Consider the following 14837-nt stretch of genomic DNA (forward strand, 5'->3'; position numbering starts at 1 on the left):
AGCTTAAATCCTACTTTCTTTCCAGTTGGCAAATCTTAAATACAACCAAGATCCAAAAGCCAAAAAGCCAGCATAAAAATACTCCGATACCCAAACGCCGGAAATAGATAGTTGGAATACTTCAATCAGCAAATAAACCCCTCCCAGATAACATACCAGCACCACAATTTCAATGAGCATGGCATGAAAAGTATTGCCTGTTCCTGAAACGCCCTGAAACAAGGTAATCGCGATAGGAAATAATAAAGCGGCACCAAAAATCACATACAAAACAGGTTTGGTTTCTAAAATCAAACCAGGTTCTTCTGTGTAAATCGATATTACCAATTCCGGACTGATTAAACTCATCCCAACCAAAGTCAAAACAGCTAAAAACGATAATTTTATGGTTCTGAAAATAACCGGCATTACCTCCTTGGGTTCTCCTTCGCCTAACACTTGACTCACCAAGGTATTTGCAGCTGATGCAAATGCCCATACAGGAACCATAATCAGTACATATATACTTCTGATAATGTTGGAGATAGCCAATTCCCTCTCTCCCATTTTCTCAACCAATAAAAAGAATACAAACCAGCATGAAAGTGCCAGGAAATTTTGTATCATCATTGGAAAAGATACTTTTAGCAATCGTGAATATAGTTCCCTATCCACCTTTGGAAAAGCAAACAGTTGGTATTTTTTTATTGGAGTTTTTCTAAAAGTATAAACCAGAAAAAACACTAGCACACAAGCTTCTGCAATAACCGATGCCAATGCTGCTCCTTTAATACCCATTTCTGGAAAACCAAACTCGCCGAATATTAAAGCATAATCGAAAAAGATATTCACGATTGCCATAAAGGCGGTACTCCAGCTGATCACTTTGGTCTTGGCAATTCCAATATAAAATGCCCTGAACAACAAATTGATGCAGGCGAATAAAATCCCCCAAGCGCGCACAGAAATGTAATCGGTACTTGCTTGAAAAATGGCATCTGATTGAACGATCCCCTTCAGAATTGGAGGGGCTTGAATCTGCATAAACCCTAATAAAAGTATGGCCAGAATCAACAGAAAATACAAAGCATGATCAAAAGTTTTTCCTACTCTTTCATAGTTGCCTTCGCCGTACCTACGTGCAATAACAATTTGGGTACCCAAACCAAATCCCCAACCAAGCATCACCACGGCAAAATAGAAAATGGTAGCAATGGCTGCAGCTCCTAATGCTACTTCACTTAGGTGTCCCAAAAAAGCAGTATCGGTTAAGGCAATGATATTCTGCGCCACAGAACCCAAAATAATGGGATAGGCAATCTTCCAAATGTTTCTATAATCAGTTTGTATTTTCACGCTAAAACTCTATAAAATAAAAAAGCCGGCTTCTTAAATTGAAGCCGGCGAAAATTAGTTCTTTTATTTCAGATAATCATCAAAATAATTGCTGACTTTCTGCTTTAAGTGAATTCGATCTCGACCTCGAACATTGTGTTCTGCTCTTGGATATGGGAAGTAATCAACTTGAACATTATTCTTGATACATTCGCGAATGAAATTCAAGCTATGCTGCCACAAAACGGTTGGATCAATGGCTCCCTGGCAAATTAAAAGTTTTCCTTTTAAATCTTTCGCTTTCGCGATTAAGGAAGTCTTTGCATATCCTTCAGGGTTTTCATCAGGAGTATCCATATAGCGTTCACCATACATTGCCTCGTACCATTTCCAATCGATTACCGGTCCTCCGGCAACAGCAACTTTAAATACGTCTGGATAATTCGTAATTAACGAAATGGTCATGAAACCACCATAACTCCATCCGTGTACACCAATTTTATCGGCATCAACATATGGCAATGATTTTAAAAACTCAACACCTTTCATTTGATCAGCCATTTCTGGTTGTCCACACTGGCGATGAATCACAGCTTCAAATTCTTTACCTCTGTTTGCTGAGCCTCTGTTGTCCAAAATATAAAGTAAGTATCCATTTTGAGCCATATATTGTTCCCACAAACGTGAGCCTCCCATGTATCTGTTGGTAACCAACTGAGCATGCGGACCTCCATAAACATATACCACAACCGGATATTTTTTATTCGGATCGAAATCAGCTGGTTTAACCATTCTATAATGAAGGTCGGTAACTCCATCAGCAGATTTAATCGTTCCCAATGAAATTTCGCCCAAATTGTAATCCTTCAATTTGTTTTCTGCCTTCACCAATTCTTTTACGAATTTCCCTCTGGTATCAGCTACATTTATAATTCTTGGTATGTTAAGACTACTGTAATTGTCCAAAATGTATTTTCCATCGGCACTTACCTGTACGCTGTGATAGCCTTCATCTTTGGTTAATCTATATCTTTTACCAGTTTTCAAGTTCAACTTGTAAGCATGTCTATCTATCGGACTTACTTCGGTAGATACATAGAACATGTACTTTTCGCCTTTATCGAAACCTAGTATTTCAGTAATTTCCCAATCTCCGAAAGTTAATTGTTTAATCAACTTTCCTTCCGTATTGTACAAATAAGCATGATTAAATCCATGACGGTTGTTGGTTTGATAAATGAACAAATTTGGCTTGTTCTTCAGGAATACCAATTTGTGCGATGGTTCAACCCAACGATCATCTTTCTCTTCAAATAAAGTGGTTACAAACTTACCTGTTTCAGCTTCGTATTTATTCAATTTGGCATGATTCGAAGCACGATTCAATACCTGAATGTAAATGTATTTGTTATCAGCTCCCCAAGAAATATTGGTCAAATATTGATCTGATCCGAAATCATCCGGTTTGATCCATGAAGTTTTCTTTGTATTCAAATTGTAAACACCCAAGCTAACCACTTCGCTGCCCATTCCTGCCATAGGATATTTAATCTCTCTTAAATCACCCACTCTCGTGTTGATATCAACCAAAGGAAAAGAAGTTACATTGGTTTCGTTTTTTCTGTAAAATGCCAATTGCTTTCCGTTAGGAGACCAAAAAATTCCTCCGCTAATTCCATATTCGCTTCTACTAACCGCCTGACCATTTACAATATTTTTATCTGCATCTGAAGTTACAGCAATCTCTTGTCCATCTTTACCTGCGATATACAGATTGTTTTCAATCGTATAAGCTGTAGTATTTGATGCATCACAAAAATTCTTGTTTTCGGCTTTTGAATTTACCTTCAGGTTCAGCAATACATTTTTTGCTACAAAATCATAATGAATCAAAGCTCCTCGAAAGTTGAATTCCATCACATTTGCTGATTGCCATGAGAAACGAGGCATTCTTTTCAATGATTCTATTTTATTTGCTTTTAAACCTGCATTCAATTCTTCCAAACTTAATAATACCTTTGGTTCGTTTTCAGGTTTTGCAAGCATAATTTTATTCTCTTTCACATAAGTGTATTCACTTAAATCTCCTCTCCACGATAATTGTGACAAGTTTTCTGGATAAAATTGTCTCCACTGCCCTAAAATAGCATCCTCCATAGACATTTTTTTTGTCTGTGCCTCCAAGCTTAGGAAAACCCCACAATTAATTAATAAATAGACTAAAAGGAATATTCTTTTCATCTTGTTTAATTTGTTGTTAAATATCTTTTTAATTTTTTTTGCATTCAAATGTATCCTTTTTAGTATAAATACAGTAATAATGTTAGAATAAATTAATCAGGACGACTGCCAATTGATTTGATATTTGTAAAAATCAAGTTGAAAAAACTACTAGATTAAATTACTAATCGTTTTCAAACAGTTTGAAAACAGCTAAGTAAATCGTGTTTTTTCTTCATAATTGGTTCAACTAATTAAAGAAAAAAGAAATGCCAAAGAAAAGAATCCCGAACAGTGTTAAATTTCTATTTTTAATAGCAATTGCAGCAATTGCTACATTTTTAATATTGCAGCCTTCTGAAACCACAACCAAAGAAGTAGCCATTAAAAAAGAAACTGAAGCTGAAATTATGGCTGATGTAGAAAAAACAGGAAATATTTTTAAGTACAATAACATCTTGTTTAGCTTGCCATCACCGTATCAGATTTCATTATTGCTTGAAAAATCAGGAATCTCATACAACAAAGATTTACTGAACTCAACTAAAAAATCGGGTGATTACATTGATAATTTTAGCAAAGCAATCAATTTTGGTGTTTATGGTTCCGATTTAGGTTATATCAACATTTACAAACAAACTCAGGATGCTGCAAGCTATTTTGCCGTTCTTAAAATTTTATCGCAAGAAATTGGTTTATACAACGCCATGGATAAACCAACTGTTGAAAGAATTGAAAACAATATTGAAAACAGGGATTCACTTTTGGTAATTGTTAGTAATACTTATCGCAAAATAGATAACTACTTAAAAGCAAATAAGCGCGAAGATACCGGTGCATTAATCTTAGCAGGTGGATGGATTGAATCTGTTTATTTGTTAACTCAGCAAATTAAAGAAAAACCAAACAAGGAATTAATAGATCGCATTTCGGAACAGAAACGTCCACTTGAAAACCTTATTAAATTGCTTGTTCCTTATTCCAACGAATCAAAAGATTATTATTTCTTGGTAGATAAACTAATTGACCTTGCCTACACATTTGATGAAATTGAGGAACAATACAAATATGTAGCTCCTATTACTGATTCGCATAAAAAGCTTACTATCGTAAAAAGCAAATCAGAATTGATCATGAAAAAGGAACAGTTAGTTAAAATCACAGAAAAAGTTTCTATAATCCGTGAACACATTATTAAATAAACTGAGAAAATCTTTACCTATGAGACTTAAATATACCATTATACTATTTTTCTTACTATCTTTTTTTGCACTGAGTACAAAGGCTCAATCAGATGTAACTCTTAAGAATTGTACCAAGCATTTGGGAACCGAATTCATATCGGATGGGCAACAATACAAAGCTTTGTTATCCGGTGGCGAAATTGCCGAATTTCATACTACTTTTTATGCAGGAAATCATTATAGAATTGTTAGTGCCACAGGTAAAGATGAAGGCAATGTAATTTTTTCAATTTATGATCAGGAAAACCATTTGATTTTCACCAATCGAGACCATAAATATTCTCCTTACTGGGATTTTAAATTCGAAAACTCAATGAACTGTACAATCGAAGCTAAATTGAACCAAAAAAATATAAGTTCAGGTTTCGTATTAATGTTAATTGGATTCAAGCAATAATTAAACAACTACTCTTGAGAAGGCTGACAACCTACATTAACCCTACCATTCTATGAGCGAACGGATACTAAAAGCTTTAATGCAACTCTTTGCTATCATTGCACACCCACAAAATTCAGCAACTGATAGACGTAGAATGGTATCTAAATATTTGAAGCAACATCTTGATCAAGAAACTGCCGATGAATATTTAGTTCTTTACGATAAGCACTACGAAGAGAATCAGAAAAGAAAAAACAAAAAATCCAAAATAAAGAAATACACTTCGGCAAGTTCAGTACGTGTTTTACGCATTTGTACCGAAATTAACGAAGAGTTGATTATCAGACAAAAGGTTGTTGTACTCATTCAACTTCTCGAATTTTTAAATTCTGAAGATGAAATTACTGAACAAGAATTTGCCTTTGTCGAAACTGTAGCCGATACATTTAATCTGCCCAAGGAAGGCTATGAAAGGCTTCGAAACTTTGTACTTAATGATTTTACCGAGATTAAGCCATCAAGCAGATTACTTACAGTAAGCAATTCCGAATCGAACCATGAAATTGGGGAACATTACTACTCGCCTGGATTAATTGGTAAAATCAAAATTCTTAGATTACAAACAGTAGATATGTTTGTGATGCGATTCAAAGGAATTGATGAATTATTCATGAACGGACAATCCTTAAATCCTAAACGAGTTCATGTTCTAAGTCAAGGTTCATCCATTCGTAATCCTAAAATCGACCCCATTTACTTTAGCGATATTGTTGGTACATTTTATCGTGACAATAAACAAAAAAGAGTAGTTTTTGAAGCTCAAAATATCGAATATCGATTCAAAGAGGATAACATAGGTGTACATGACCTTTCGTTCAAGGAAGAATCAGGCAAAATGGTTGGAATTATTGGATCGAGTGGTTCAGGTAAAACAACTTTATTAAACGTTTTAAACGGATCAACCGAACCTGGCAAAGGAAATGTTGTAATTAATGGTTATGATATTACTTTCGATAAATCGAAACTTGAAGGTGTAATTGGCCATGTATCACAGGATGATTTGTTGATTGAATCGCTTACCGTTTTTGAAAACCTATACTATAATGCTAAACTTTGTTTTGACAAGCACAGTAGTTTTCAATTAATCAGATTGGTTTTAAAACTTTTAAAAGATTTAGGATTATATGAGGCTCGTAATCTGAAAGTAGGAAATCCTTTAGATAAAAAAATTAGTGGTGGACAGCGCAAAAGATTGAATATTGCACTGGAATTAATTCGCGAACCATCGGTTTTATTTCTTGATGAGCCAACATCTGGATTATCTTCAAGAGATTCAGCCAAACTTATGGATTTACTGAAAAATCTAGCTTTAAAAGGCAAATTAATCTTTGTGGTAATTCATCAGCCAGCTTCGGATATTTTTAAAATGTTCGATCGATTGTTAATATTGGATACTGGCGGGTATCTTATCTTTAATGGAAATCCTTTGGATGCCATTACCTATTTTAAATCGCAAACTTTAAGAGCAAATCGTACCGAAAGTGAATGTAATTCTTGTGGTAATGTTGATGCAGATCAGATCTTTAATATTGTAGAGTCGGAAGTACTCGATGAATATGGTAATCCTACTCAAATAAGAAAAGTTTCACCAGTTCAATGGTATCAAAGATTTAAAGATCACAATAAGAATGGCAAAGACATAAATGATACGAAAGAATTACCACCAGTAAGCTTTAAAATTCCTTCAGCATTAAAACAGTTTTGGGTATTTACCAAGCGTGATGTTATTTCAAAGTTTGCCAATCGTCAGTATTTATTCATCAACCTATTCGAGACGCCTCTATTGGCATTAATTCTATCGTATATTATCAAGTATTATAATGTTGACGCAGGAAATGAACTTGGCTACACTTTTAGCAACAATAGCAACATGCCAGTTTACCTGTTCATGGCAGTTATAGTAGCCCTTTTTATTGGCTTAACTTTAAGTGCTGAAGAAATCATAAAGGATAGAAAAATACTAAAAAGAGAACGTTTCTTAAACCTCAGTAAATCTGGATATTTGATATCGAAAATTGTTATTCTATTTACAATTTCAGCCTTTCAGGCATTCTTATTCACCATTATAGGCAATTCCATACTGGAAATCAAAGGGATGTTTTTTGAATATTGGCTTGCCTTATTCAGCGCCTGGTGTTTTGCCAATATGCTTGGTTTAATTATATCTGATAGTTTTAAAACGGTTATTACAATTTATATCCTAATTCCATTTATTCTGATTCCTCAGTTAATTCTTAGTGGTATAATTGTAAAGTTCGATAAATTAAACCCCAACATCTCGGCTCCAAACTCTATTCCGTGGTATGGAGAAATAATTACAGCTCGATGGGCTTATGAAGCATTAGCTGTAAAGCAGTTTAAGAATAATAAATTTAATGCAAATTTCTACGTTTACGAGAAGCTAATGAGCAAAGCTGACTATCGTAAAAATTATTGGCTACCTATCCTTAAAAACAAATTAAACGAATGTGAAAGATATTTAAACCAACCTGATAAGCTTGAAAAATTAGAATCTAATCTGGTTTTATTAAGAAATGAATTATCTCTGGAAGATTTAGAAAAATTGGCCTTCCATTTTGAAAGAATGGATTACCTATCACCTATCAAATTAGATGATTTAACGATTAAAAACCTACGTACCTATTTCGACAAACTGAATAGATACTACATTAATTTGTATAATATTTCGAACCGAAAAAAGGATGAACATTTGGTTGAAATTCAGAAACAATACAACAACAAACAAGAGTTTGTTAAAATGAAAAAAGAATACTCTAATGAAAGATTAACCGAATTTGTGCGTAACAGCAACGACATTGAAAGAATTATTGAGTATAACCATCGATTGTATCAAAAGATTGATCCGATATATAGAGATCCTGAATGCAAATTTCTAAAAGCGCATTTTTATGCACCACAAAAGTGCGTGTTTGGTAAGTACTATGATACTTATTGGGTGAACATTATTGTTATTTGGTGTTCAAGTATAGTTTTATACGTTGTATTGTATTTGGGCTTGCTTAAAAAAGTTTTGGGTATTTTCGAACATCGAATTAAGAAAAGAAGTTACAATTCATAAGTACCTGAATTGGATGATACAAAAAACTGCAACCTAAAAGATTGCAGTTTTTTTGTATATCTAATTGTATAACAATTTATTCATCATCCTCAATCATATTGAAAGGAATCTTTACAATAGACTGATAATCTTCACCAGCTTCCAACATGTCCTCATCATCCATTTCGTAATGCCAATTGATGATCACTTTTTTTCCTCGTTTAAAAATAGTTTCCAATTTCTTAAATACATCCAAAATACATTTCGACGAACTGGTGTTAAAATACTCCAATCTAATAGAAACTTTAGTCTCTTCCTGTGGCTCGTTAATATACGAATCCAGCCACTCCATTACGGGCTTGTAAAAATCAAGCGAGTTTTCTGGAATTGAACGACCTTCAATTAAAAAAGTTCCTTTTTCTCCATCAAAATTAATACTCGGAGTTTTTGGGCTACCTTCTAAAACTAGTGAATTCATGGAAGTTATACTTTAAGTTTTATATTACAACATCAATAGAAAGGAATAAATAGTCGGGATTATAATCAATAAATTGATATTCCATATTATTGCCACTTTTTCTAGCAATCTCTACCATTCCTAAACCGCCACCTCCTTTTTCGGAGAATTGCTCATTACTTAATATAATTCGATATAAATTTTTGGTTTCTTCCAACGACAAAGTATTGATCTGGTCAATTCTATCACGAATTAGTTTTAATCCTTCAATTTTTATGAAGTTACCAACACTAATGCGATATTGCATTCCTTCATCTCTTAAAATAAGTACTCCGAATTTGTTGTAATCGACATTCAAATCAGCTGGAACTTCTCCATGATGATGAAGATTTTGCACCAGCTCTATTAAAACATTAAAAATTTTCTTGAATATCTTTGGAGACTCGTCCTTTGCCTTAAGAATCCTCTCAATCGAATTTAGAATTCGAGTAACATCCTCATCTTCAATTCTGCCTTTGTAATCAAAAATAGCATCTTCATCTATTTTTTCTTCATACCATTGGTTAAGGTCAAAATTCATAAATATAAAGGTTAGGGTTACTCAATAACAAAATTAGCAAATTATCTCAGAGTTAAAAGTGAAGCAGGATCAAATTTCCGGCTTAGCTCCTATTTATCTTTCTTATAATTATCCTTCTTTTTACCTTCGAACATGGTGTATTTCTGAAATTTACATTCAAGCGCACCATTATAAAGAGTAATTTTTCTTGATGGTCGTAAACCAACACTATCAAAACACTCTTTACCATAACTCAATATCCAAGCATCATAACCAGAAAAATTGTGTTTTAACCTTTCCCCAATCATCGCATACAATCCTTCTAAATCTTTAGGCCTTAAACGCTCTCCATAAGGTGGATTGGTAATCAAAAGTCCTTTTTCAACGGGAGGCACAAACTGTTGGAATGGAGTTACATTCAATTTAATTTTTCTTCTTAAACCTGCATTACGAATATTCTCTTCAGCAATTTCCATGGCTTTATCAGAGATATCAGCTCCAATAATTTTTCCTTCGTAATCAACCTCAGTTTCTTCATTGTAGATATCGTCCCACAAATCCTCATCGAAATCCTTCCATTTTTGGAATCCAAACTCTTTGCGATACAATCCAGGAGGAATATTGTAAGCGATTAGTGCAGCCTCTATTAAAATGGTTCCCGATCCACACATTGGGTCAATAAAATTAGATTTCTTATCCCAACCTGAAAGTAAAATTAGACCTGCTGCCAGCACTTCATTTAGAGGAGCTGCGGTTTCTCCTACTCGATATCCTCTTTTGTGCAATGATTCTCCAGAGCTATCCAACGAAACTGTACAGGTATTTCTATCGATATGAATGTTAACACGTAATGTAGGATTCATCATTCTTACCGAAGGACGATCTCCTGTTGCATAAAAGAATTGATCTACAATAGCATCTTTTACACGGTAAGTAACAAATTTTGAGTGTTTAAAGTCATCCGAACTAATTGTACTATCTATTGCAATAGTATCTTTATTGCCGATGTACTCACTCCAGTCAATTTCCTGAATTCCTTTATACAACTCGTCGGTATCGTGAGCTGTAAACTTGTGAATTGGTTTAATCACTCGGGTGGCTGTTCTCAAATGCAAGTTTGCTTTATATAGCAACGTTTTATCACCCACAAAGCTCACCGCACGTTTTAAAATTCTAATCTCCTCTGCGCCTAATTGTTCTAATTCATTAGACAATACTTCCTCTAAACCATGAAAGGTTTTTGCTATTAATCTGAATTTACCCGAGTCTGTTTTCACAACCATCTTTTTAAATCTACATCTAAACTATTTCAATTATCGAATCATCGAAAACGTCATTTCTTAACAAATTTAAAGTACTTGTCTTTAATTCGATTTTCGGCTACAAAATTAATCTTTAACACCTAAAAACATAGGCTTTTAATCAGATATTCAAAAAAAAAGCCGAAAGCGATGCTTTCGGCTCATAATCAGCAATTAATCGCTAATCAATTCGGTATCGTATAATTTAGGATTTATGAGTACCTCAATGGCCTTTTGAACAAATTCGTTCTCGCTATTCACGATTTTATAGTACTCTGAACTTTCCCATAAATCTCTTGCCAGCAATGCTTTTACATGCAACTTTATATCGTCCACTACTGCATTGTAATCTTCTTCATTTTTCTCAATACCTTCTTTTTCTCCCAAAGCAACAATTTCTTCCATCATTTCATCGCTTACTTTGAAATTCTTCGAGAAAGAATCAAATTTTGGATACTTCTTTCTTAATGATTCAAAGTTTTTATCCATATAGTTCACCACATATGGGTAAATCACATTTTTACGAACCAATAAGTTGAAATATTTATAGTTTGCTGTTGTATCAATAGGAATAAAAATATCAGGCATAATTCCACCGCCACCATATACAGTTCTTTTCTTCACCAAAGTACTGTATTTTAAAGAATCAGGAAAATGAATACTATCAGCATTAATCATTTCTCCAGATTTGTAACGGTTCAAAATATCCAAATGATAATCTTTTAAACCATTTTCGTATGGTTTTTGAATGCATCTTCCTGTAGGAGTATAATAATGTGCCGTAGTTAATCGAATCATAGAACCATCTGAAAGTGGGAATTGTCTTTGAACCAATCCTTTTCCAAATGTTCTTCGACCAATAATTACACCTCTGTCCCAATCTTGAACTGCTCCTGATACAATTTCAGAAGCCGAAGCGGAACCTTCATCCAAAAGAATTACAACTCTTCCTTCTTTAAAAATTCCTTTTTCGGTAGAAATATTCTCTCTTCTAGGAGTTGATAAACCTTTGGTATATACAATTAGCTTTTCCGCATCCATAAACTGATCAACCATTTCAATGGCTGCAGTCATGAATCCTCCTCCATTACCTCGTAAATCGAGAATCAGATCTTTCATTTTTTGAGCTTTTAACTTAGTTAAAGCCTCTAAAAACTCATCTGAAGTCGTGAGGGCAAATCGATTTAACTTCATGTAACCAATCTGCTTGTTAATCATATATGCTGCATCCAAACTTTGAATTGGAATTTTATCGCGAGTAATTACAAACTCTAGCAACTCTTTTTCTTTCTTTCTCTTTACCTTCAAATTTACAATGGTTCCCTTCTCACCTCTCAAACGTTTATGCACATCAGTATTTTTCATGCCAATCGCCGCAACATTTTCGTTGTCAATCTCCAGAATTCTATCGCCGGCACGAAGCCCAACCTTTTCTGAAGGTCCTCCAGGGATTGTTGCTACCACCATTAAAGTATCACGCAACAAGTTAAATTGAATTCCAATACCACTAAAACTTCCTTGCAAGGCTTCATTCATCTCTTTAATCTCATCCTTGCTGATATAGATTGAGTGAGGATCAAGCTCGGCCAGAACTTTTATAATTGCATCTTCAGTCAATTTCTCAACATTTACAGTATCTACATAAAATGCATCCACTAGAGCCAATAAATTTTGATATTTTATTGCCTGTTGTTTTACTGATTGAGCTCTAAGCGTTCCTCCAATTGCAAAAACACTTAAGAATAAAAGCGTAAAGCCATTCCTCAAAAATTTTTTCAAACTACTCATATAAATTATGCTTTTTAATAAATTTTGCGCAAATTGATTGTACTTTACAGAACTTGACGAAAGATACAATCTTTTTTAAGAAATACGGGCATTGAATTCAACAAACATGAAACATAAAGCCAATATATTACTGATTGGATTTACTTATTCTTTAAGTATTGAATCTCTGCCTGGAATTAATTTTTCTAAATGCAATTCATTTGATGAGTTAACCGAATTGCTTCTTTCAAATGAATACAAATTAATTATCTCTAAATTTAAACTTGGCGATAAAACGGCCTTAGATATAAATGAAACTTTAGAGTCTTTAAAAACTTACTACTCTAATTCAAAATCATTCAAACTACTCATTTTAACCTCAACCGAAGAAGAGGATAATATATGTAAGGTAAATAAACTTTTGTATTTCCCCGAGGAAATGAATCTAAAATCGTTAATTCTTAAATTAATTGATTTGCCTCGCGAACCCCAAAAGACAGACAAAGAGCTTGCCATTATCGATTTTAAAGAGCTTTTTATTCGCGTTGATAATAATCGAACCTTTATTAAGGAGGTTATTGAGAAATTTTTTAGCATTAAAGAATCTCGAATCTCAGAAATTCAAGTTCCTTTAGAAAGTGGAGATTATAAAAAAGCTAAAGATTCTGCTCACAAATTAAAAGGAGTTTTAGCCAATTTCTCAATGCTAGAGGCAAAAGCTACTATTATTGAATTGGAACAAATTATACTCTCTGAAGATATGGTGAAATCACTAAGCAAATTGAAGGAGTTGAATGATAAGATTGATCTTGCAAAAGAATTCTACTTATCAAACCAAGATCAATTTGAAACGATATAAAAAACGGTAGCACTTTTTAAGTACTACCGCTATATCTTATTTTCTACAAATTTATTCCCACTCAATAGTTGCTGGTGGTTTAGAGCTTACATCGTAAACAACTCTATTTACACCTTTTACATTATTGATGATTTTGTTAGAAGTTTTAGCAAGAAACTCATATGGTAAATGTGACCAGTCTGCTGTCATTCCATCAGTAGAACCAACAGCACGAAGAGCTACTACACTTTCATAGGTACGCTCATCTCCCATTACTCCAACCGATTGAACTGGCAATAACATAGCACCTGCTTGCCAAACATCATCATATAATCCATCTTCTTTCAAACCTGAAATGAAAATATCATCAACTTCTTGAAGAATTCTCACTTTTTCAGCAGTAATATCACCAAGAATACGAATACCTAATCCAGGACCTGGGAATGGATGACGATTAATAAACTTATCTTCTAATCCCATGCTACGACCTACTCTTCGAACTTCGTCTTTAAACAAAAGTTTTAAAGGTTCAACTACCTTAAGCTTCATATAATCAGGCAGACCACCTACATTGTGATGCGACTTAATGGTCTGAGAAGGACCTCCTGTAACAGAAACAGATTCGATTACATCAGGATAAATTGTTCCTTGACCTAACCATTTTGCATTTTCTACTTTATGAGATTCTTCATCGAATACTTCCACAAATGCATTACCAATAATCTTACGTTTCTTTTCAGGATCTGTAACACCAGCCAAGGCAGAAATAAACTTTTCTCCTGCATCAACACCAGTTACATTTAAACCTAGTGATTCGTATTTTTTCAATACATCTGTAAACTCATTCTTACGCAAAAGTCCATTGTCAACAAAAATACAATAAAGGTTTTTGCCAATTGCCTTATGCAACAACATAGCAGCAACAGTTGAATCAACACCACCTGATAATCCAAGAATTACACGCTCATCACCCAATTGGGCTTTTAATTCTGCAACTGTTGTTTCAACAAATGCATCTGGAGTCCAATCTTGCGAACATCCACAAATGCCAACAATAAAGTTTTCTAATAAAACAATACCTTCGGTACTGTGATAAACCTCTGGATGGAATTGAATACCATAAGTTGTTTCACCTTCAATTGCAAAAGCAGCATTTTCTACATCAGATGTACTTGCTGTTACTTTATAATTTGCAGGCATTCTTTCAATGGTATCACCATGCGACATCCAAACCTGAGAATTCAAGCTAATTCCTTTTAAAAGAGCACAGCTATTATCAACCGAAGTTAAATTAGCACGACCATATTCTCTTTTGTTTGATGCCATTACTTCACCACCAAAGCAATGAGCTAAATGCTGAGCACCATAACAAACTCCAAGAAGTGGTAATTTGCCTTTTATTTCTGATAAATCTGGAATTGGAGCTTTTTCGTCTCTAACTGAGAACGGACTTCCTGATAAAATTACCCCCTTAATCGACTCATCGATTGCCGGTGGATTATTATAAGGATGAATTTCACAATACACGTTTAATTCACGAACACGTCTTGCAATTAACTGAGTGTACTGTGAGCCAAAATCTAAAATCAGAATTTTTTCCTGCATAAACTTACAAATTGAGGGTTGTTCAGTAATCTTAT

General features: G+C 34.0%; 11 protein-coding genes. 4 read left to right on the forward strand and 7 right to left on the reverse strand.

Going from position 1 to position 14837, the window contains the following annotated elements; genetic code table 11:
• Positions 1–3: 3 nt before the first annotated feature.
• Positions 4–1335 carry an MATE family efflux transporter gene (locus tag M0051_RS01630; RefSeq protein ID WP_306739807.1) on the reverse strand — a complete coding sequence of 444 codons (1332 nt, stop codon included), beginning with the start codon at positions 1333–1335 and terminating at the stop codon, positions 4–6.
• Between the two features lie 63 nt (positions 1336–1398).
• Complete coding sequence (locus tag M0051_RS01635; protein ID WP_306739808.1) at positions 1399–3555, reverse strand: DPP IV N-terminal domain-containing protein; 2157 nt, start codon at positions 3553–3555, stop codon at positions 1399–1401.
• 248 nt (positions 3556–3803) lie between these two features.
• Between M0051_RS01635 and M0051_RS01640 the strand changes: the two genes are divergently transcribed.
• The 3 genes from M0051_RS01640 to M0051_RS01650 are packed head-to-tail and all read left to right on the forward strand — an operon-like array spanning position 3804 to position 8296.
• A complete protein-coding gene (locus M0051_RS01640; RefSeq protein WP_306739809.1) occupies positions 3804–4736 on the forward strand; it encodes a hypothetical protein in 933 nt (310 codons plus the stop codon).
• A 19-nt stretch (positions 4737–4755) separates the two neighbouring features.
• The gene (locus M0051_RS01645; protein WP_306739810.1) at positions 4756–5175 is read left to right on the forward strand and encodes a hypothetical protein; all 420 of its coding nucleotides are present in this window, start codon (positions 4756–4758) and stop codon (positions 5173–5175) included.
• A 52-nt stretch (positions 5176–5227) separates the two neighbouring features.
• Positions 5228–8296 carry an ATP-binding cassette domain-containing protein gene (locus M0051_RS01650; protein ID WP_306739811.1) on the forward strand — a complete coding sequence of 1023 codons (3069 nt, stop codon included), beginning with the start codon at positions 5228–5230 and terminating at the stop codon, positions 8294–8296.
• Positions 8297–8372: 76 nt separating this feature from the next.
• Here M0051_RS01650 and M0051_RS01655 read toward each other — a convergent pair whose 3' ends face one another.
• The 4 genes from M0051_RS01655 to M0051_RS01670 form a co-directional block, all read right to left on the reverse strand.
• Complete coding sequence (locus tag M0051_RS01655; protein ID WP_306739812.1) at positions 8373–8753, reverse strand: DUF1987 domain-containing protein; 381 nt, start codon at positions 8751–8753, stop codon at positions 8373–8375.
• Positions 8754–8772: 19 nt separating this feature from the next.
• Positions 8773–9312 (reverse strand): SiaB family protein kinase, encoded by a 540-nt coding sequence (locus M0051_RS01660; RefSeq protein WP_306739813.1) that lies wholly within the window; start codon positions 9310–9312, stop codon positions 8773–8775.
• 89 nt (positions 9313–9401) lie between these two features.
• Entirely contained in the window at positions 9402–10568 is a 1167-nt protein-coding gene (locus M0051_RS01665; RefSeq protein WP_306739814.1) for a class I SAM-dependent RNA methyltransferase, read from the reverse strand.
• A 198-nt stretch (positions 10569–10766) separates the two neighbouring features.
• Entirely contained in the window at positions 10767–12380 is a 1614-nt protein-coding gene (locus M0051_RS01670; protein ID WP_306739815.1) for a S41 family peptidase, read from the reverse strand.
• A 106-nt stretch (positions 12381–12486) separates the two neighbouring features.
• Here M0051_RS01670 and M0051_RS01675 point away from each other — a divergent pair, with 106 nt between their 5' ends.
• On the forward strand, positions 12487–13218 hold the full coding sequence (locus M0051_RS01675) for an Hpt domain-containing protein (RefSeq protein ID WP_306739816.1): 732 nt from the start codon (positions 12487–12489) through the stop codon (positions 13216–13218).
• Between the two features lie 51 nt (positions 13219–13269).
• Here M0051_RS01675 and guaA read toward each other — a convergent pair whose 3' ends face one another.
• Positions 13270–14802 carry a glutamine-hydrolyzing GMP synthase gene (gene guaA / locus M0051_RS01680; protein ID WP_306739817.1) on the reverse strand — a complete coding sequence of 511 codons (1533 nt, stop codon included), beginning with the start codon at positions 14800–14802 and terminating at the stop codon, positions 13270–13272.
• Between the last annotated feature and the right edge of the window lie 35 nt (positions 14803–14837).

The sequence above is a fragment of the Marinifilum sp. D714 genome, from assembly GCF_030851345.1.
In the GTDB taxonomy this organism is placed as follows: domain Bacteria; phylum Bacteroidota; class Bacteroidia; order Bacteroidales; family Marinifilaceae; genus Marinifilum.